Genomic DNA, 20,086 nt, shown 5'->3' on the forward strand with positions numbered 1-20,086 from the left:
AGTCTCTTAAAGCATGAAGGCAATGCGCCAGTTAACGCTCACATGATCCGGGCCGAGCCAGTCGGGGTAGTGCAGGGGCGTGCCGACCGAAATCTGGCTGCTGTACCAGCGCCCTGCGCTGCTCAGCCCCACCGAGCCTCCCCATAACGTGCCGGAGGCAAAGCGGTCCTGACGGTCTTTTTCCAGCCAGCCGCCGTCAACGGCGACCGTTGCGCTCACCGCGCCAATCACCGGAAGGGTGAAGAGGGAATACCCCAGCTCGTTACGCCAGTAGCCGCCGTTATCCCCGGACAAGTACTGCTCTTTAAAACCGCGCACGGAGCTTTCGCCGCCGAGCGTCAGGCGCTCGGAACCGTACAGCCGATCGGGCGACCACTGACCATAGGCGCTGGTCAGCCACCAGGCATTACGGGTAATCGGCCGCTGGAAGCTGGCGTTCAGACTCCATTTGCGGAATTCCGCGCGCGGCATATCCCCGGACTTATCTTCGTCGGTTTCGGCATTGAACCACGGCATGCCGTGGCTCCAGGTCGGGTTGAAGGTCGCCACGCCGCCCAGCATTTTTTGCGTGTGCGTAATGCCCAGAATCAGGCTGGAGAGGTTGCGCGTGCTGCTCTGAAGCGGCGCGTCGTTGAGCCAGTTGCGGCTGGAGCGCTGAACCACGCCAGCCGCAATGCCGGTTTTCACCTCCCCGTTGCGGAAGACCACCCAGGACGCGTTAACGCGGTGGGTTTTGGTATCGCCCGTGGAGAGCCAGTTGAATCCCTGGTTACTGATGGTGGTCCGGTAGTTACTCCAGGCGTAGCTGTAGTCCAGTAATCCGTAGCCAAACGGCACGCTGACGCCCGCCTGGAAATTCTGCGCATCGTACGCGCTGGCAAAATCGCTGCTGCGCCCGCCGCTGACAAACCATTTATCCGCCAGCCCCAGCATATTATTGGCGGTGAGCACGCCACTCAGCTGATCTTCGCCGGTACTCTTCTGCCCGCTATTATCCAGGCTTACGGATACACTTAAGGGAAATTCCGGTTTTGCCGTGAGATTAACGATGGAATATCCGGCCTGCGTTCCCGGAAGAATTTCAATCTGAACCGGGTCGGTACGCAAACGGTTAATTTGCTCCATGCCCTGTTCAATATCGCGTAAATTAAGGATGCCGCCCACCCGTCCCGGAAACGCCATTTTCAGCATACGCGGCGTTTCGCCTTCCAGACGGATCGCTTCCAGTCTGCCTTCCAGCACAACAATATTCAGCTGACCGCCGGAGAGATCCTGCTCGGTAAGAAAAGCGCGGCTGGTGATATATCCCCGGCTGATATACCAGTCAGAAATATGGGCGAGAAGTTCTGTTATTTTCGCCATATCCAGACAGCGGCCCTGCCACGGCGCGACAAGGGCCTGCCGGTTTTTCGGGGAGATTAAGGTCGCACCGGAAAGGGTAATGGTATGAATAGTAAAACAGGGCCCGGAGCCGGTAACAGGCAGCGGTCTGGCGGGCGCAGGGCGAGGAATACTGCGCTCCAGTTCCTCACGCTGTTGCTGGTTCTGTAATAAAAGCTGCTGCTGTTGCTGTTGAATGGAATCGCGATCGGCCGGCGATAAAGGTGCAGCACTCACCCTCGCTGAAAAAAGCGAAAACAATAAGATAGCAACAGCATAATTTACTAATGAAATTATTCTAATTTTTATTTCGGCGCTATTCATCCATGCCACAAAAATGTCCGCAATGATTATTTTTGTAATATAAGAGTTTTCTTAAAGAGAGTATATCAAATTTGAATTAGGGCTCCTAAAATTAATAGTTATTTCAGAAGAGTGAGAAGGGTATTAAGAGAAAATAAGAAGGGATTTAACTCACCCTTAAATCTTGAGTTAGCCGTAATACACTAGGCATGAAGCCGAAACGTCTTTCGCCACTCCGCCGGACTAACCCCAAAACGCGCCTTAAACTGCTGTCGCCAGGTGACGGCGGAATTAAATCCCACCAGCTCAGCCACGCGCTCAACGGGCATATTTCCGGCTTCCAACAGGATCTGGCTGCGCCGCAGGCGTTCGGCGGTCAGCCAGTCGGTGACGCTCATCCCCGTCGCGTTAATAAAATGACGGGTCAGGGTGCGGCGGCTCATCGAGACCACCTCCGCCAGCGAGTCCAGACTATGCGGTTCGGTGATGTGCTGCTGCAGGTAGTCGATCAGACAGTTAATGCGTCCGTCGCGGGTATCTTTAGGTACCGGCTGGGCGATGAACTGCGCCTGCCCGCCCTCGCGGTGGGGCGGAACAATCATTCGACGGGCAATCTGGTTAGCGACCACGCTGCCAAAGCGCTGGCGAATGATATACAGGCAGCAGTCGAGGGCTGCGGCAGTACCGGCGGAGGTGATGATATTGCCGTCATCCACGTAAAGGGCATTAATATCCAGCTGAACGTTCGGAAAGAGCGACTGAAACTGACGTTCGAACTCCCAGTGGGTGGCCGCGCGTTTGCCGTCGAGGATCCCCGCCCAGGCCAGCACAAACGACCCCAGACACAGTCCGACGATTTCCGCACCGTAGTCTCTCGCCTGCACCAGGCTGTCGAGCAGCGACTGCGGCGGGCGTTCAAGAACGTGCTGCCAGTAAGGAACGACAACAATATCGGCCTGCCCAATGGCGGTAAAATCCTGCGTGGCGTTGAGAGCAAATCCGTCTTTTGAGGTGAGAAATCCTGGCGTTTCGGCGCAGATCGTCACGTTAAAGCGCTTTTCTCCGGAGACCGAGTCGCCAAACAGAATGCAGGGAACGGAGTAGTGGAACGGGCTGAACCCGTCTACCGCGACAATCGCGACGTTGATTAGCGACATCTGTCTCTCCTTTCCCTTTCAGACACTTAGAATATAACGGTTTCGCCATCCTGGGGAATGCTCACTGCGTCACTCACCTGGTTGGCTTCAACGTACTCCCGCAGCGCGCTGCGGGTTAACAGACAGTGGTTAATGGCTTCCATATGGATCGCCACAATTTTAGCCTGCGGCAGCAGGAAATGGACGTTGAGCACATCCTCCTGCCCCATAATAATGGGCCCAAAACCAATGACGTGGGCATAGCCGGCGTTCAGCACCACCACGTCCGGCTGGTGCTTTTGCAGATCGGCCGCCACCTCGTCACGCCAGACGGTATCCCCGGCAATATAGAGCGTCTTCTCATCAGGATGACGCAGCACCACGCCACAGGCCTCGCCCAGCCGCTCCGCCAGTTCGGGCACGGCGTATGCGCGATCGGTACCGTGCTGGCCGCCGTGGGTCTTCGCAATTCGAATCTCGCCAAAGGTGGTCTCGTCGGTCATGACCGTCAGGTTGCTAAACCCCTGGCTGCGCAGCAGCGCGGCGTCGCGGTCATTTTGTACGTAGATCGGTTTGTCTTTGGCGATCAGTTCCGCTGCGGCGCGATCCCAGTGATCGTCATGGGTATGGGTGACGATCACCGCGTCGGCGTCCAGCAGCGCGTTGACGTCAACGGGGAGTTCGACCGTCGGGTTGCGGCGTTCGGCATGGGCTGTGCCAGGGAAGCCCGGATAAGCGCCCTGTGGGGCCAGCATCGGGTCGACTAAAAGACGTTTTCCGGCATAGGTAATCAGCTGGGTGGCGTTGCGAATGTGGGTGATGTTCATGGGCTATCCTCCGGTTGGTGTGATAAGGAGGATAGCCAGCCGTCGCGCGGCACGCTGTGGGTTAAAGAGCGATTACCGATGAAATCGGGCCAATTTACGTCACCGTGCTTTATGCGGGTGTTTTTACCAGCCCGGCACCGCCCCGCCGTTAAAGATCGTCTCCGCTGCTTTCGCTACTTCAGGGGACTGATACGACTGGATAAATTCCTTCACGTTCTCCGCGTCTTTGTTGTCTTCGCGCGTCACCACGATGTTCACGTACGGCGAATTTTTGTCTTCGATAAAGACGCTGTCATGCACCGGCGACAGCCCGGTTTGCTGAATATAGGTGGTGCTGATGATAGCGACATCCACTTTCGGGTCGTCCAGCACGCGCGGCAGCTGCGCCCCTTCCAGCTCCATGATTTTCAGCTGCTTAGGGTTGGCGGTAATATCCAGCGCCGTCGGCAGCAACCCGGTATCTGGCTTCAGGGTGATGAGCTTCTCTTTTTGCAGCAGCAACAGCGCGCGTCCCAGGTTGGTCGGGTCGTTTGGAATGGCAATGGTTGCGCCGTCCTTCAGGTCAGACACGGATTTGATTTTGCGGGAATAGCCAGCCATCGGGAAAACAAAGGTGTTCGCCACGGCCACCAGCTTGTAGCCATGCGCCTTGTTATCCTCTGCAAGGAACGGGCGATGCTGGAAGACGTTGGCATCCAGCTCCCCCTGGTTGGTGGCATCGTTAGGCAACAGCGAGCCGCTGAAGCCCACCAGCTCCACGTCCAGGCCATATTTCTCTTTCGCCACCTTTTTGGCGACTTCCGCCACGTCCTGTTCGGCGCCGTTGATGACGCCGACTTTAATGTGTTTGGCATCGCTGCCACTTTGATCGCACCCTGCCAGCAGCAGGCCAGCCAGTACCAGAGCACCCAATCGACGTTTCACAAGACAGTTCCTTTTGCTGAATGTTGTAGTGACTATATCGACAACGAGGCGGGGAAATAAAAACCGAAAAAGAATCAATAAGAAGGATCGGTTATATGCGGGTATGGCCGGGTGACGTTGCACCACCGGGCATCAGGGATCACAACGTTGTCGTCCAGTCCTCGACGGCAAGCTCCTGCACCATTCTGAATGCACGATCGTTAGTAACAATCGTTGTTCCCCGACTGATAGCATGTGCAGCGATCAGTTGATCGAGATCCCCCATCACTTTCCCTTTCTTTTCCAGGGTTGCACGGAGTTCACCGTACGTTGCTGCGGCGTCGCTGTCCCAGTCGCAAATCGTGATGGTATTGAGAAACTCCCGGATTGTTTCTTTCAATCTACTGCTTTTCTTCTTGTCAGCACCATACAGCAATTCCGCTTCGGTAATGCTTGGGATACAAACGTCACCCGGCGCCAGACATGTCATTCTGCTTACAACCTCCGGGTGTCGTTTAAACAAGTGACTCACAATATTCGTATCCAGCATATGTCTCATGAGCATGCTCCATCCAGAGGGTCTCTTGTCGTAACACTCTGATTGCGTTCCTCCTTGCTCAAAAACGTATCTGGTACGTCCGTTTCTGCCAGCATGCGGAGAAAATTATCCCAGCTCTTTATTAGAACAGGTTTTGCCGCCAAAACGACATTCCCCTCCTCATCCCGTCGGATGTAGACGCTCTCCGCATCAAACGCGAATTCAGCAGGCAGCATAACGGCCTGATTCTGACCCTTTCTGAATAGTTTTGCTGTGCGTTCCATTGCTATCTCCATGGATGACTTGACCAGGCCAAAGCATGCGCCAGGGCCCGAAAAGAAGACAAGCAACACGTTTTAAATTAGGAAAGCGGCTCGCAATAAATAGCAGAATGCATAATGACAGAAACGGGCTTAAAGGGCTTTCGCCAGGTAATGTCGCTGCATGCCCGGGTACGGATAATCCTGCAAAGACATCTGCAGCTGGTACCCCTGCTTTTCATAGAACGGACGCGCCTGGAAGCTGGCGGTATCGACCAGCGCGTGCTTGCAGCCTTTGCGCCTGGCTTCTTCTTCGGCTGTTCTGATGAGCTGGCTGCCCACGCCGGTTCCGCGCACGGTATCGCTCACCCAGAGGTAATCAATATTCAGCCAGTCGCCTTTGCGCACCCCAATGAGCCCGCCGAGCATGGTGCCGTTTTCGTCCCGCACGTAAACGCCAACGTCGCCGCTAAAATTTGTTAGATCGAGAAACTTTCCGTTAAAAGCCCTCAGCCCCGTCAGTAACTCCTCTTTCTCCTGCGTCGTAACATTATCAGTAATGCTCAGGTGCATATTTTTTCTCCTTGTTATCTGTGCCGTTTCACTATCTCACACACGCATCGTGGAGAAAATTCATACTTTCGGCTGGCGTCGCTACACTGAATGTAACGATATATTTCATGGGAAGCCTGTGACTTCTAATGGGGGTTGTTGATGAAAGCTGCGCATCTGGTCTGCCTGCTGGTTTGTCTGCTCTTCGCCGCGTTTGTCCATGCTCAGGAAAAGGAGGATCCGGCGAAAGAGGCGCAGATTAAGCAGCAGGTCATGAAAGATATAAAGAAAACCTGTACGCCACAGAAAAAGCAGAGCGATAAGGCCTGGCAGGCGATGATTTTGTCGTCAGAGGCCAATCAGCTGCTGATCAAAAATGCCGTTACCGCCGTGAAGCGCGACAACCTGGACGCCTACTGGGCGGCGGTTGGTCAGGTGGATTGTATGGAAGATTATTGAATGCTGCTTGCCGGGTGGCGGCTGCGCCTTACCCGGCCTACAAAATATTTTTAACGCTTACGCACATCCGGAATAATTAAATCCCCGCGCAGCACATACGAGCCCAGCATCTGCGTTTTCTCCGTCAGCCAGCTCACGATACGCGCCGCCATGGCATCCATTGAATATTCAATCGCCGGGATCACCGGAATACCCGGCAGGTGCAGCGATCCGGCCAGGCTAAAGACCATAATGTCGTCCGGCACGGATTTATTAAACGCCTGCAGCTGCGGGATCACCCGCTGGGCTTCCTGCTCGTCCGCCACCAGCAGTGCGTTGAAGTTCAGCGTGCTGGCGTTATTCAGTAGCTCCTGTAGCGCAACGGACGAGGAAGTCGCGTCCATGAACACAAGGTTGCGATTAAAGGGCAGGAAATTTTTCTCCAGCGCGTGCTTGTAGCCGAGCAGAACCTGGTCGGCAAACCCGCTGCCGTGCGGGTGGATCAGGGCAATCTGCCGTCGACCCTGGCTGGTCAGGTAGTTACAGGCGGTTTCGGCGGCAAAGGCGTGATCGAACTGAATGCTGTTGGAATTATCAGACTCCATGCAGTCGACCAGGATGACGTTGTCCATATCGACGTCCAGCGGGAAACGCGCGCCAATCACCAGGATGTCATCGCAAAGCCCGCGAGAGAGTTCTTCAAGGGCGTGCATCACTTCCGCTTTACTGTGCGCGAAGCGCAGCAGCAGGTGTTTTTGATGCTGGCTGAGCTGTTTTTCCAGCGCGTAGAGATAACCGGTGGTCTGGTTAATATTTTCCTGCGCGCAAATGACCCCGATACAGCCCGTCGACTGGCTCAGCAGCGACTGGGCAATCACGTTAGGCCGGTAGTTCAGCTCATCCACCGCTTTCAGTACGGCCTGACGGCTGGCTTCCTTTACGCCACGCGACCCACTCAACACTCGCGATACCGTGGCTTTAGACACCCCGGCAAGACGTGATACATCATTGATTGTCGACATCTCTTTCCCCTGGCAGGCTTACCTCGCGCCTGCAAATTCCATGACCGCTTCGGCTCACATTATAGCCAGAACGGAGTATATCCGTTTCCGTTTTCCATGGAAACCGATTTTCCGTTTCCACTCAAAATGATGTCAAAACAGCCAAATTATGTGACCTACATCCGGTTAATTAGCCTCATAAGTATTGGATCTTGATGGTTGTCACAGTTCTGTCTTTTATGAATGGAAACCGGTTTCCGTATCATGTCCAATCATCCTCGCAATAACTTTTTACATTTAGAGGATGGTTGTCGATGTTCAAGATTATGCTGTGCTGCTCTGCCGGGATGTCCACCAGCCTGTTGGTCAGCAAAATGGTCGATGTCGCGAAAGAACGTGGTTTGCCGGTGAAGATTGATGCGTACGGTGTTTCCGAATTTGATACGCAGTTTCCGCAATACCAGGTGGTACTTCTCGGACCGCAAGTGAAATACATGTTACAGACACTCTCAGACAAGGCGGCGACGCATGGCATTCCGGTGCAGCCCATCGACATGATGGACTACGGCATGCAGCGTGGCGATAAAGTACTGGACTTTGCTCTGTCGCTCATCGAAGCGGCACACTAAAAGGTGTTCACATGAGTTCGTTATATCAATCCATGGTCGCGGTAATTGAGCAGTCAATCACCCCGCTGGCCGCGAAGCTCGGTCAGCAAAAGTATGTGATTGCCATCCGCGACGGCTTTACCGCCGCGCTGCCGTTTATGATCATCGGCTCGTTTATGCTGGTGTTCATCTTCCCGCCGTTTTCGGCGGATACCACCAACAGCTTCGCCCGCGGCTGGCTGGATTTCTCCCAGACCTACCGCGAACAGCTGATGCTGCCGTTTAACCTCAGCATGGGCGTGATGACCTTCTTCATCTCGGTAGGGATTGGGGCGAGCCTGGGGCGTCAGTTTAACCTCGACCCGGTGATGTCCGGCCTGCTGGCCTTTATGGCCTTCCTGCTGGTCGCCGCGCCGTATGCCGACGGCAAAATCTCGACCCAGTATCTCTCCGGCCAGGGCATCTTCACCGCGCTGATTACCGCGATCTACGCCACCCGCGTCTACGCCTGGCTGAAGCAGAACAACGTCACCATCCGCCTGCCGAAGGAAGTGCCCACCGGCGTGGCGCGTTCGTTTGAGATCCTGATCCCGGTGATGGTGGTGATCGGCACGCTGCATCCGCTGAACCTGTTCATTGAAGCGCAGACCGGGATGATTATCCCGCAGGCGATCATGCACCTGCTGGAGCCGCTGGTGTCCGCGTCTGACTCCCTGCCCGCCATTCTGCTCTCCGTGCTGCTGTGCCAGATCTTCTGGTTTGCCGGTATCCACGGCTCGCTGATTGTTACCGGCATCATGAACCCGTTCTGGATGGCCAACCTCTCGGCAAACCAGGCGGCACTGGCCGCAGGCGCGGCGCTGCCGCACGTTTACCTGCAGGGCTTCTGGGATCACTATCTGCTGATTGGCGGCGTCGGTTCCACCCTGCCGCTGGCGTTCCTGCTGCTGCGCAGCCGCGTTACGCACCTGCGCACCATCGGCAAAATGGGCGTGGTGCCGAGCTTCTTTAACATCAACGAACCGATTCTGTTCGGTGCGCCGATCATCATGAACCCGATGCTGTTTATCCCGTTCGTGTGCGTTCCGCTGGTCAACGCCTGCCTGGCGTACGGTGCAACCAAGCTCGGCTGGCTGGCGCAGGTCGTCTCGTTAACCCCGTGGACTACCCCTGCACCGATTGGCGCCTCGTGGGCGGCGAACTGGGCGCTGAGCCCGGTGGTAATGTGCCTGGTCTGCATGGTGATGTCGGCGCTGATGTACCTGCCGTTCCTGCGCGCCTATGAACGTACGCTGATGAAAAACGAAGAGCAGAAAGCCCAGGCTGCAACCGTGGGTGCCGCTGAAGCCACAAGCAATTAAGTCAAAGAGGAAGGGTCATGAAATACGCATTTCCCGATAACTTCTGGTGGGGCAGCGCAAGCTCCGCTCTCCAGACGGAAGGGGCAAGAGAGGGTGAAACCACGTGGGATTACTGGTTTGCCCGCGAGCCGAACCGTTTTCACAACGGCGTGGGGCCGCAGCAGACCTCCACGTTTTATCAGCACTGGAAAACGGACATTCAGCTGTTGAAACAGCTGAACCACAACAGCTTTCGCACCTCGATTAGCTGGGCGCGCCTGATCCCCGACGGTATCGGTGAAGTGAACCCGGACGCGGTCGATTTTTATCATCAGGTCATTGATGAGCTGAATGAACATGGCATCACGCCGTTCATCACCCTGTTCCATTTCGACATGCCGATGGCGATGCAGGAGATAGGCGGCTGGGAAAACCGTGACGTGGTGGACGCGTACGCCCGCTATGCGCAGATTTGCTTCGAGCTGTTCGGCGACCGCGTGCTGCACTGGTTTACCTTCAACGAGCCGATCGTGCCGGTGGAAGGCGGTTATCTGTACGACTTCCACTATCCGAACGTGGTGGATTTCCGCCGGGCGGCCACCGTGGCGTATCACACGGTGCTGGCGCATGCGAAGGCAGTTCAGGCTTACCGCGCCGGGCATTACGCGGGGGAGATCGGCATCGTGCTGAACCTGACGCCGTCGTATCCGCGCTCGCAAAACCCGGCTGACGTGAAGGCGGCGCACGTTGCGGATCTGATGTTTAACCGCAGCTTCCTCGACCCGGTGCTGCGCGGGGAGTATCCGGCGGATCTGGTGGCGCTGCTGAAATCTTACGACCAGCTGCCCGCCTGCAAGCCGGAAGACGGTTTCCTGATTGCGGAAGGGAAAATCGACCTGCTCGGCATTAACTACTATCAGCCGCGTCGCGTGAAGTGCCGCGACAGCGCGGTGAACCCGCAGGCGCCGTTTATGCCGGAATGGTTCTTTGATAGCTACGAGATGCCGGGCCGCAAGATGAACCCTTACCGCGGCTGGGAAATCTACGCGCCAGGTATCTACGATATTCTGATTAACCTGCGCGACAATTACGGTAACCCCCGCTGCTTTATTTCTGAAAACGGGATGGGCGTCGAAAACGAGCAGCGCTTTATTGAAAATGGCCAGATTAACGATCAATACCGCATTGAGTTTATTTCTGAGCATTTAACCTGGCTGCATAAAGGCATTAGCAAAGGGTGTAATTGTCTTGGCTACCATATGTGGACATTTATCGATAACTGGTCGTGGTGCAATGCCTATAAAAATCGCTACGGATTTATCCAGCTCGATCTGGAGACGCAGCAGCGCACCATTAAGAAAAGCGGAGAGTGGTTTGCCACCACCGCCTTAAATAATAGTTTTGAAAAAGAGTAATGATAATGATCGCATTAGAAGAAGCCGTTATGGAAATTATCGTCAATGCTGGCCAGTCCCGCAGCCTGTGCCTTGAGGCGCTGCACGCGGCGCGCCAGGGCAACATTGACGAAGCCAAAAGCCTGCTGCGCGAAGCCGACGGCTATGCGCGCCAGGCGCACAAGATGCAGACCAAACTGATCGAGCAGGACGCGGGTGAAGCTCGCCAGCCGATGACCTTAATTATGGTGCACGCGCAGGATCATTTAATGAATTCGCTATTAGCGCGTGAATTGTCTGAAGAAATTATTCATTTATATCAGAGATAGTCTATGGCGAAATAAATTAATGTGATACCTCTGTACCTAAAACTAGAAATCCACTTGTTCTGATGATAGCGACATATTCTGTCAGATCGGAGCGGGATGGTTATTGTCTGAATAAAATTAAACTATATTGAGATAACCATGAATACGATTAAAAAACTTCCATTAACCATGGCGGTTATCGCCGCGCTTTGCCCAATTTCCGTGCTCGCACAAGAATTCACCCAGGAGCAAATCGACGCCATTGTGGCGAAAGCGGTGGATAAAGCCCTGGCCGAGCGCCAGGCAAAAATGGATGCCGCCGTCGCGAAAAAAGCGGACGTGGTGACCGAGCCGCAAAGCGCGGCGCAATCCCCGGACATGGCGATTCCGTTCGGGATTAAATTTACCGGCTACGCCCGCTACGGCGCGCACTTCCAGGCCGCCGATCAGAAATACGTGGCTGTCGATGGCTCCTACAACGGCGCGTCCGCGATTGGTCGTCTGGGTAACGAAGGCAACGGCGGCGAGTTCCAGCTCTCTAAAGCCTTCAAGGGCGAAAACGGCGCCATCTGGGACATCAACGTGATGATCGACCACTGGGGCGACGAAGTTAACCTGAAAAAGGCCTATGCCGGGGTGACCAATATTATGGCCTCCAACCCGAACGCCTACTTCTGGGCCGGTCGTGACTTCCACCAGCGTCCGCAGCAGGGCATCAACGATTACTTCTGGATGAACCACGACGGCCAGGGCGCCGGGGTGAAGAACTTCGACATCGGCGGCGTGCAGTTTGACGTCGCCGCCGTGGCGGCGGTGGAATCCTGTAGCCCGGAAGTGATGGAAGACGAAGCGAACCCGTCGCGCATCACCTGTACCGGCGGTTCCGGTACGGGCGACAAAGGCAACTACGCCGCGACGTCTAAAATCCACGGCATGAAGCTCGGTCCGCTGGATATGGAGTTGTACGCCAACTACGGCTTTGACTCGAAAGCGGTGGAGAGCGACGAGCGTCTGAACGCCTGGCAGGGCGGCGTGGTGCTGAGCCACACCAACGACAGCGGCGTGAACAAGGTGATCGCCCGCTACTCCGATAACGCGGACAACAGCGTGTTCAACAAAACCGAGGATCTGACCACGGTCTACGCCAGCTTCGAAGGGCTGTATAAATTCACCCAGGCGACGCAGGTGGAGTACATCCTCGCCTTCCACGACTATGACAACAGCCGCGATAAGACCGACAACCGTAAGAACTACAACGCCATCGTGCGCCCGATGCACTGGTGGAACGACGTTCACTCCACCTGGCTGGAAGCAGGCTGGCAGCACGTTGACTACGATAACGGCGGCGACAACAAGGGCTGGAAGCTGACCCTGTCGCAGAACATGTCTATCGCCATGGGGCCAGAGTTCCGTCCGATGCTGCGCTTCTACGTGACCGGCGGCAAAGTGGATAACGCACGCACCGCGCGCGTGAACAACACCAAAGACGAGACGCTCGACGACTTCAACGTCGGCGCGATGTGGGAGGCGTGGTTCTAGTAGAGCGTCGTTTGTTTCGCCCGGCGGCGCTGCGCTTGCACGGGCCTACAAGGTTTTGTAGGCCGGGTAAGCGCAGCGCCACCCGGCAAGATCCCATGTTATGCTAGAAAAAAATCAACATAGCAGGGGAGAAAATGGGTTCCACACGTAAAGGGATGCTGAACGTCCTGATCGCCGCCGTTTTATGGGGCAGTTCCGGCGTTTGCGCGCAGTACATCATGGAGAAAAGCCACATTTCTTCGCCTTACCTGACCATGGTTCGCCTGCTGTTTACCGGCGTGATCCTCCTGACGCTCTCCTTCGTTCACGGCGACAAGATTTTCTCGGTCATCAAGCATCGCAAAGACGCCCTCAGCCTGCTGTTTTTCTCGCTGGTCGGCGCGCTCACCGTGCAGCTCACCTTCCTGCTGACGATTGAAAAATCCAACGCCGCTACCGCCACCGTGCTGCAGTTTCTGTCGCCAACCATTATCGTGGCGTGGTTTGCGCTGGCGCGGAAAACGCGCCCCGGCGTGTTTGTTCTGTCCGCAATTGTGACCTCGCTTGTCGGGACGTTCCTGCTGGTGACCCACGGCGACCCAACCTCGCTCTCCATCTCGCCAGCCGCGCTGTTCTTCGGCATCGCCTCGGCGTTTGCCGCGGCGTTTTACACCACCTATCCGTCAACGCTGATTGCCCGCTACGGCACATTGCCGATTGTCGGCTGGAGTATGTTGATTGCCGGGTTAATGCTGACGCCGTTCTACGCCGGGCGCGGGACGACCTTCGTCATTGACGGCAGCCTGCTGCTGGCGTTTTTCTATCTGGTTGTGATCGGCACCGCGCTGACGTTCAGCCTGTATCTGAAAGGCGCACAGATGATCGGCGGGCCAAAGGCGAGCATTCTGAGTTGCGCCGAGCCGCTGAGCAGCGCGTTGCTGTCGGTGATGTTGCTGGGCGTGGCGTTTACCCTGCCGGACTGGCTGGGGACGCTGCTAATCGTGTCGTCGGTGGTGCTGATTTCGATGGATTCAAGAAGACGGGTGAGGACATCGGCGTGATCTACGAATAATAGTGATAGCGGCACATTAAAATAGTAAGAGCGCTATCTGACACCCCGTAAACCAGACGGTCAGTATCATTGATTCGACGGGACCAGTATCCGGAAAGGTTACCTTTAAGGGGTTCCGGCTTACCCAGGCCATCGAAGGGTTGACGCTTCGCATCTTCAATCAATTTATTGATTCTGCGAAGCGTTTTCTTGTCCTGCTCCTGCCACCACAGGTAATCATCCCAGCCGTTATCAGTCCAAATCAGTAGCCTGGTCATCAATCAGATCCCTCTGCGTGGTTTTTCCGGTATTTGCCTGTGCGATTGACTCCATCAGTCGGCTGGCGTTAGCAGGCGAACTCATCAGATGGATGGTTTCCATCATCGAGTTGTAGTGCTGCAGAGACATAACCACCGCATCACCCCCGTTTCGGCGGCTGATGATGGTTGTCTCCACGTTGTCATTCACGTCGTCCAACACATCTTTGAGTCGGCTTCGTGCTTCGGTAAACGTCACAACCTGCATATTCCCTCCTGTACAAGTTACGGTACAAGTATATCGATGAAGTGACTATTTATCAATCAACGTGCTTTAACCTTGCCCGCCACCAGCAGCGCGGTCAACAGCATCAGCGTGCCGGAAATCACCAGCGGTGACGTCAGCCCCAGGTGGTCGAGCGCCACGCCGCCAATCGCCGCGCCGCAGGTGTTTGCCAGCTGGATCACCGCCACCTGAATCGACCCGGCTTTTTCCGCCTGATCGGCGAGCGAGCGGGTGATCCACGTCGACCAGCCCACCGGCACCAGCGCAAAGGCAAAGCCCCAGATAATCGCAATCGCAGACGCGACCCACTTATCGCTGCCCCACAGCACCAGCACCGTGGCGCTCACTGCCAGCACCAGCGGCGCCCCCGCCAGCGCCACCTTCAGGGAGCGCTTAAGGAACTGGGACGACAGAGAGGTGCCGACAAAGCTGGCAATACCGAAGCTCAGGAGCACCAGCGTCAGGCCGTCGACGTCAAAGCCCGCCATGGTCATATACACCGGGCGAATATAGGTGAAGAAGGCAAACTGCCCGGCAAAGGACATAAAGATCGCGGTCATCCCCGCCAGCACGCCGGGGCGCTTCAGCAGGCTGAACATGTTCTGCTTGTGGTGCGCCGCTTCGCCCGGCAGGGACGGCAGCGCCTTCCACACCCAGATAACGCAGAGCAGGCCCATCACTGCCGCCGCGTTGAAGACGTTACGCCAGCCGATAATCCCGCCGAGGAAGCTGCCCAGCGGCGCGGCAATCACCAGTGCGATAGAGACCGCACCAAAGATGACGGACAGCGCTTTCGGCACGGTGCGCGCAGGCACCAGGCGCATGGTCAGCGAGGCGGACATCGCCCAGAAGCCGCCGAGCCCCAGCCCCAGACAGGCGCGCCCCAGCAGCAGCAGGGTAAAGCTTTCCGCGAAGGAGACCAGCAGGCAGGAGAGCGTCAGCAGTACGCTGAACAGAATGACCACTTTGCGGCGGTCGATGGCGCCAATCACCTGGGTGATAAACAGACTGGCAAACATCGCCACAAAGGCGGTGACGGTAACGGACTGCCCCGCCACGCCTTCGGAAATGCCCAGATCCTGCGCCATCGGCGTCAGCAGGCTCACCGGCAGAAACTCAACGGTAATCAGGCAGGCGACGCAGAATGCCACGGCGAAAACGGCCGACCAGTTGGGGCGTGAAACTTCGCTGGTCTGCGGTCTGGTCGAGGGCTGGATATGTTCTGTCATGGCGTCACCTGAAGATAAAAACGTGCGGAAAAGTCGCGCAGTTTATCATCAAAAGTGTGACGAATTTAACGTTTAGACAACTTTTGTGGTTTTTAGAGGAGATCAGTGCAGGTAAAACACGCCCTCTTCCGGCAGGAAGAGCTGGTTATAGCGCAGCTGGAAGGCGTTCAGCTCCTGCGGATCGGGCTCCATCTCGCGCATAAAGCCGAGCGCCAGACGAATTTGCGCATCGGTGATCGGCGCGGCCAGGCGGGCTTTACGCAGCAGGCGGTGCCACGTGTGCAGGTTCTCTTCACTGCCGTCGACAATGCAGACCTGCCAGATCAGCAGCACCTGTGCGGCGTTTTGCAAATGCGCCTCGTCGGGGCGCTCAAGGTAGCGGATAAACTCATTGCCCGGCGTTTTACCGAACTGATCGATCATCGACTCGACCGGCATCGGGGTGATGCCCAGACGCTCGCTTAAACGTTTGATGGCGCGGCGGGAATCTGAGGTCAGGACGCGAAATCCCACCACAAACACCACGGCAAGCGTTGCCAGCATTATCCAGACCATGCGTTCTCCTTTGACTAGCCGCTCATCATAGCGGGAAACGCACCGCGTCGACAGCAGGCATAAACATAATAGTGAACGGAAAAGAGGTGGAAAATCGCTATGAAAGCGGATTTGCACACGCTGAATGAACACACCTTAATACGGTGCAAAGGTGGCTGAGGGTTGGCTTTTGCTGGATGTGAGCCAGCGGCAGGTGTAAAGCCTGCCGCTCAACAACGGGATGACCAGAATGGTTAATGCAGAGGAAGATATGGTTCTTTCACATATTCAGCCAACAGGTAAACCAGGTCATGCAAAAGCCCTGTCAGTGCTTTTTCTACTGGGTCAGGCAGGTTGTTACCTAGCAGAGCCTGTGTAAGAGCTATTGCATAAGAAACCGGAATATCCGTTTCCTGCCAGCAATCAGGCATAGTGGAAGCGGGTAATTCTTCCGCAGAAAGCTTGTCGATTAAATGCACTGGCAGATCATTTTCGCAAAGCTTTTCCATATGCATAAGCGCATTTAGTAAGCGTCCACATAAGGCATTACGTTCTGCGGCATCGTCCGTTTCAACAAGCACGCTCGCAAACGCAGCGCTGAAATCTGCAACATCAAAAAGATCTGCGTTAGAGGGAAGCGGATGAGAGATTAGCTGATAGATAAATTCGTCGTGATGTTCTGGGAAAGTAAGGGTTGGGATAGTAGCCATAAGGCAGCCTCTTTGCGCAATTTTAGGGAATTATCACCACCTGGGTTCCTACGCCCGAGGGTGGTGACGCTGACGAAGGTAGGAAGTACCGATGCACAAAGAAACCGGCCAGCCTGTCGGCTGCTCCGTCAGCGCCACCATGATTCTATCCAGATGTGCACTGCCCTGACAAAAAAATGTCATTTTGTGCATTTATTCAGGTTCCTACGCCCGGTTGCAGGTTTGCTGCAACGAGGGCAATTTATGCCTTGAGAAAGAGTTGGTAAAGGGATTTAGCTAATGACAGGTGAAGCAATTTCATTTTTACGAAGTGGCTTCCAAAATCTTGAGACAATATATAAAAAAGATATATATTGTTTGAAATTCATCACCAACATAGCATGAAATTCTTTTAGGTTTATTTTTATTTGTTTAAGTCAATACACAGGATAGAAAAATGACAAAGCATTTAGAACTACCTTTTAATTGGTCTGATAAAGTTGAAGACTTACCACCTGACACTCTCGAACGTAGTGAATATGCTCGATTCTTAACATCTTTTTTAGTAGATAAAGGAACAAATGGTAATTATGTTTTAAACTTAGACGCACAATGGGGGGCAGGAAAAACATGGTTTATACGTAGATGGATGCATGAAATATCCAATACTTATCCGACAGTTTATATTGATGCATGGAAAAATGATCACTCTGGGGATCCTTTCCTGACAGTTGTTTCAGAGATTAAATCAGCGCTAACAACTAAAACAGAACTCTCTATTTTAGAAAACAATGTAATTAAAGGCACATGGCGATTGATGAAATCAATTGCGCCAGAAGTAACTAAGTGTTTTATTAAAAACAAACTTGGAATTGATACTGCGGATCTAGATCTCGACTCTGAAGCTGATCTTGGTTCAAAAATAGTAGATGAATTACTAAAATCCCATGAGCAAGCAAACTCTTCAGCCGAAAATTTCAAACTTTCTATTCATGAGTGGCTCGAGGCTGTAATTGATACAAATGAAGGCAAGTATGCATACCCGCTCTTCATTTTCATTGATGAATTAGATCGCTGCCGACCGAATTATGCGATTGATATGCTTGAAACAATAAAGCATCTATTTGACATTAGAAATGTTGTGTTTGTTATTGCAACCGACAAAGAACAACTAATTCACTCGATTTGTTCTGTATATGGATCTGGCTTTGATGCCAGAAGATATCTCGATAGGTTTTTTATGCGATCTGTAACATTGAAAAAGAGGAGTTTATTTGATTTCATTGAGAAAAAAGTAAAAGACTCAATTGCATTTAACAAAACCATTCAGAATTGCGACTTAATAATTCATGACAAACACAACCCTAAGATAACTGTTGTAATAGATGTTTTAACTAATATCGCAGATGGGTTTTCTATGGATTTGAGAACAGCAAACTTATGGCTTGAAAGACTTGAATCAATATATAGTCATACAAATAAAAATATTGAATTGGTATTCCTTTCATTTTTACTAGCTATATATACACGCCATGAATCATATTATAAAAAAATGTTGTCTGGGGTTGATTTATTTTCAGACAATTCCAAGGACCCTATTAGCAAAGTGTTCAAACCCTTATCAAATCTTACTGTTCAAACATCGACGGAAGATATATCCCTGAGATCATCATCTTTAAATAATCATCCAATTCATGAATTTATATTTTCAGAAAAAATAAACCCACTAAATTTAATTATAATAATAAGGCAGCAATTTGGTAATGTTCACAATCATCGAAATAAGAAAGAAAAACTACTTAGAGATATTTATAATTCTCCGAATGATTACGAAAAAATTGAAAAGGAAACATATTATACTTATGGGAATCAATATAAGATAAATCAGGCAACTGACATTTACTTTGCTAAATATTATGAAGAAAACCCTATTACATTAAAAGATTACCACGACTTATGTGAGTTAGCGATGTTAATAGAGTAGATGAAGTCTTTCTAGTCTAAAAATAAAAAAAGCCCGGCATCACACACCGGGCAAAGAAGTTACCTGCACACTCAGGCTGTTTTTAATTTCTGCGCACGATTCTCACGGCGAATTTTACGTTCTTCCAGCACGGCAACCATCGCCATCAGGACGATACAGCCGATCGCTGCCGCATCCAGCGCCGCGAAGGTGCCCGCCCAGCCGGTGAGGCCGAAAATTGGCGTGCCGTCGGCGATCATTCCCAGACCCAGCTTGGCGAAGCTGTCGCCGATCAGGTAGGCGAAGGTGCCCTTGATCCCGTCGGCGGCGCCGATCGCTTTTTTCGGGACGAAGCCCACTGCCGCCACGCCGATCAGCAGCTGCGGACCAAACACCAGGAAGCCGAGCGCAAACAGGGATGCGAGGTAAACGTACTGGTTGCTGGCGTGTTGGTAGACGCCGAGGGTAGCGATAATCAGCGCCAGCGCGATACAGGCCACCAGCGCGCGACGGCCGTTGGCGAGGTCGGAGAGCCAGCCCCACAGCAGCGTGCCGACCAGCGCGCCCACTTCGAACAGGGTGAAGCCCTGAATCGCGACCTCTTTAGAGAGCTTCAGCTCCTGGAAGGCGTACACGGTAGACCACTGGTCGATGCCGATACGCACCACGTAGAGGAAGATGTTTGAAAAGCAGAGCAGCCAGATCACTTTGTTTTTCAGCACGTACTCAACAAAGATCTGCCATTTGGTCATCTCGTTCTCTTCGGTCTCTTTGTCCTCTTCGCTGATCTCCTCGCCGAACAACTCTTCGGCTTTGCCGAGGCCGTAGGATTCGGGGGAGTCGCTGCCGAAGCGCAGGCCGATAAAGCCGACAATCAGGGCGATAATCGACGGGAAGATAAACATACCGATGACGTGGCCGTCGAACAGGTAGTTTGCGCCAAACAGCGCCACGCCTGCCGCACCCGCCCCGCCGAGGTTATGGGATATGTTCCACATGCCGAGGTACGACCCTCGCTTGCGGCGCGGCGTCCATTTGGTGATGGTGGAGTAGCTGCACGACCCGCCGGTACTCTGGAAGAAACCGCTCAGGGCGTAGAAGGCGATCATCAGGAACAGGCTAACGGACCCTGCGCCCATGCTGGCGCTGAAGCCGAGCATACAGATGGCGGAGAGGATCAGCATAAACGGCAGGAACTGCTTGGTGTTTTTGCCGTCCGCATAGTAGGACACGACCGTTTTCCCCACGCCGTAGGTGATGGAGAAGCCCAGGCCAATCATCCCCAGCTGCGTCATGCTCAGCCCGTAGGTGGAGATCATGTCGTTCTGCGCGATGTTAAAGTTTTTGCGGATCAGGTACATGGTCAGGTAGCCGATGAAGACCACCAGATAGGACTGCATGAACGGTTTGAACCACATTTTGCGCCGCACATCGAGCGGCAGATCCAGGGTCGGCTTGCGCACCTGATTTAAGAAGGCCAGCATGGTTGGTTTACTCCTGAGCTGATTTTTGCAGCATTGTAAAAATCAGCCGGGAGAGATGCCTGAGACAGCGTCCAGGTAAAACCGGGA

At 53.8% G+C, this 20,086-nt stretch carries 22 protein-coding genes; 8 read left to right on the plus strand and 14 right to left on the minus strand.

Going from position 1 to position 20,086, the window contains the following annotated elements:
- Positions 1-6: 6 nt before the first annotated feature.
- The 7 genes from ACMGGE_RS16410 to ACMGGE_RS16440 form a co-directional block, all read right to left on the minus strand.
- A complete protein-coding gene (locus ACMGGE_RS16410; protein ID WP_420294191.1) occupies positions 7-1,704 on the minus strand; it encodes a ShlB/FhaC/HecB family hemolysin secretion/activation protein in 1,698 nt (565 codons plus the stop codon).
- A gap of 182 nt (positions 1,705-1,886) precedes the next feature.
- Positions 1,887-2,840 carry a GlxA family transcriptional regulator gene (locus ACMGGE_RS16415; RefSeq protein WP_090393085.1) on the minus strand — a complete coding sequence of 318 codons (954 nt, stop codon included), beginning with the start codon at positions 2,838-2,840 and terminating at the stop codon, positions 1,887-1,889.
- Positions 2,841-2,866: 26 nt separating this feature from the next.
- Positions 2,867-3,646, minus strand: coding sequence for an MBL fold metallo-hydrolase (locus tag ACMGGE_RS16420; RefSeq protein WP_045907939.1), 780 nt, complete (start codon positions 3,644-3,646; stop codon positions 2,867-2,869).
- A 123-nt stretch (positions 3,647-3,769) separates the two neighbouring features.
- Positions 3,770-4,570, minus strand: coding sequence for a lipoprotein NlpA (gene nlpA / locus ACMGGE_RS16425; RefSeq protein ID WP_008500128.1), 801 nt, complete (start codon positions 4,568-4,570; stop codon positions 3,770-3,772).
- 139 nt (positions 4,571-4,709) lie between these two features.
- Positions 4,710-5,108, minus strand: coding sequence for a type II toxin-antitoxin system VapC family toxin (locus tag ACMGGE_RS16430; protein ID WP_111967632.1), 399 nt, complete (start codon positions 5,106-5,108; stop codon positions 4,710-4,712).
- Entirely contained in the window at positions 5,105-5,371 is a 267-nt protein-coding gene (locus ACMGGE_RS16435; RefSeq protein ID WP_111967631.1) for an antitoxin, read from the minus strand. Before ACMGGE_RS16435 ends, ACMGGE_RS16430 begins: the two co-directional genes overlap by 4 nt.
- A gap of 129 nt (positions 5,372-5,500) precedes the next feature.
- Complete coding sequence (locus ACMGGE_RS16440) at positions 5,501-5,920, minus strand: GNAT family N-acetyltransferase (protein WP_048030347.1); 420 nt, start codon at positions 5,918-5,920, stop codon at positions 5,501-5,503.
- A gap of 141 nt (positions 5,921-6,061) precedes the next feature.
- On the opposite strand from ACMGGE_RS16440, the gene ACMGGE_RS16445 reads away from it, so the two are divergent.
- Positions 6,062-6,358, plus strand: coding sequence for a YicS family protein (locus ACMGGE_RS16445; protein WP_032654360.1), 297 nt, complete (start codon positions 6,062-6,064; stop codon positions 6,356-6,358).
- 50 nt (positions 6,359-6,408) lie between these two features.
- On the opposite strand, the gene ACMGGE_RS16450 is transcribed toward ACMGGE_RS16445, so the two are convergent.
- Positions 6,409-7,359 carry a LacI family DNA-binding transcriptional regulator gene (locus tag ACMGGE_RS16450; protein WP_008500131.1) on the minus strand — a complete coding sequence of 317 codons (951 nt, stop codon included), beginning with the start codon at positions 7,357-7,359 and terminating at the stop codon, positions 6,409-6,411.
- A 293-nt stretch (positions 7,360-7,652) separates the two neighbouring features.
- Here ACMGGE_RS16450 and ACMGGE_RS16455 point away from each other — a divergent pair, with 293 nt between their 5' ends.
- From ACMGGE_RS16455 to ACMGGE_RS16480, 6 genes are all read left to right on the plus strand, one after another.
- Entirely contained in the window at positions 7,653-7,967 is a 315-nt protein-coding gene (locus tag ACMGGE_RS16455) for a PTS sugar transporter subunit IIB (protein WP_008500132.1), read from the plus strand.
- 11 nt (positions 7,968-7,978) lie between these two features.
- Complete coding sequence (locus ACMGGE_RS16460) at positions 7,979-9,307, plus strand: PTS sugar transporter subunit IIC (protein ID WP_048226755.1); 1,329 nt, start codon at positions 7,979-7,981, stop codon at positions 9,305-9,307.
- 17 nt (positions 9,308-9,324) lie between these two features.
- A complete protein-coding gene (locus tag ACMGGE_RS16465) occupies positions 9,325-10,701 on the plus strand; it encodes a glycoside hydrolase family 1 protein (RefSeq protein ID WP_420293965.1) in 1,377 nt (458 codons plus the stop codon).
- Positions 10,702-10,706: 5 nt separating this feature from the next.
- The gene (locus ACMGGE_RS16470; RefSeq protein WP_420293966.1) at positions 10,707-11,009 is read left to right on the plus strand and encodes a PTS lactose/cellobiose transporter subunit IIA; all 303 of its coding nucleotides are present in this window, start codon (positions 10,707-10,709) and stop codon (positions 11,007-11,009) included.
- Between the two features lie 138 nt (positions 11,010-11,147).
- Entirely contained in the window at positions 11,148-12,527 is a 1,380-nt protein-coding gene (locus ACMGGE_RS16475) for a carbohydrate porin (RefSeq protein WP_420293967.1), read from the plus strand.
- 134 nt (positions 12,528-12,661) lie between these two features.
- The gene (locus ACMGGE_RS16480) at positions 12,662-13,567 is read left to right on the plus strand and encodes an EamA family transporter (protein ID WP_008500138.1); all 906 of its coding nucleotides are present in this window, start codon (positions 12,662-12,664) and stop codon (positions 13,565-13,567) included.
- A gap of 1 nt (position 13,568) precedes the next feature.
- On the opposite strand, the gene ACMGGE_RS16485 is transcribed toward ACMGGE_RS16480, so the two are convergent.
- From ACMGGE_RS16485 to ACMGGE_RS16505, 5 genes are all read right to left on the minus strand, one after another.
- On the minus strand, positions 13,569-13,835 hold the full coding sequence (locus ACMGGE_RS16485) for a Txe/YoeB family addiction module toxin (RefSeq protein WP_041911701.1): 267 nt from the start codon (positions 13,833-13,835) through the stop codon (positions 13,569-13,571).
- Positions 13,810-14,082, minus strand: coding sequence for a type II toxin-antitoxin system Phd/YefM family antitoxin (locus tag ACMGGE_RS16490; RefSeq protein ID WP_041911702.1), 273 nt, complete (start codon positions 14,080-14,082; stop codon positions 13,810-13,812). Before ACMGGE_RS16490 ends, ACMGGE_RS16485 begins: the two co-directional genes overlap by 26 nt.
- Before the next feature lie 56 nt (positions 14,083-14,138).
- On the minus strand, positions 14,139-15,329 hold the full coding sequence (nepI, locus tag ACMGGE_RS16495; RefSeq protein WP_420293968.1) for a purine ribonucleoside efflux pump NepI: 1,191 nt from the start codon (positions 15,327-15,329) through the stop codon (positions 14,139-14,141).
- Positions 15,330-15,431: 102 nt separating this feature from the next.
- Entirely contained in the window at positions 15,432-15,884 is a 453-nt protein-coding gene (locus ACMGGE_RS16500; protein ID WP_008500140.1) for a DUF1198 domain-containing protein, read from the minus strand.
- A gap of 233 nt (positions 15,885-16,117) precedes the next feature.
- Complete coding sequence (locus ACMGGE_RS16505; RefSeq protein ID WP_420293969.1) at positions 16,118-16,573, minus strand: hypothetical protein; 456 nt, start codon at positions 16,571-16,573, stop codon at positions 16,118-16,120.
- A gap of 436 nt (positions 16,574-17,009) precedes the next feature.
- Here ACMGGE_RS16505 and ACMGGE_RS16510 point away from each other — a divergent pair, with 436 nt between their 5' ends.
- A complete protein-coding gene (locus ACMGGE_RS16510) occupies positions 17,010-18,536 on the plus strand; it encodes a KAP family P-loop NTPase fold protein (RefSeq protein WP_420293970.1) in 1,527 nt (508 codons plus the stop codon).
- 71 nt (positions 18,537-18,607) lie between these two features.
- Here ACMGGE_RS16510 and uhpT read toward each other — a convergent pair whose 3' ends face one another.
- A complete protein-coding gene (gene uhpT / locus ACMGGE_RS16515; protein ID WP_039024528.1) occupies positions 18,608-19,999 on the minus strand; it encodes a hexose-6-phosphate:phosphate antiporter in 1,392 nt (463 codons plus the stop codon).
- Positions 20,000-20,086 lie beyond the last annotated feature (87 nt).

It is taken from the genome of Enterobacter sp. BNK-22 (genome assembly GCF_048684805.1).
Taxonomy (GTDB): domain Bacteria; phylum Pseudomonadota; class Gammaproteobacteria; order Enterobacterales; family Enterobacteriaceae; genus Enterobacter; species Enterobacter quasiroggenkampii.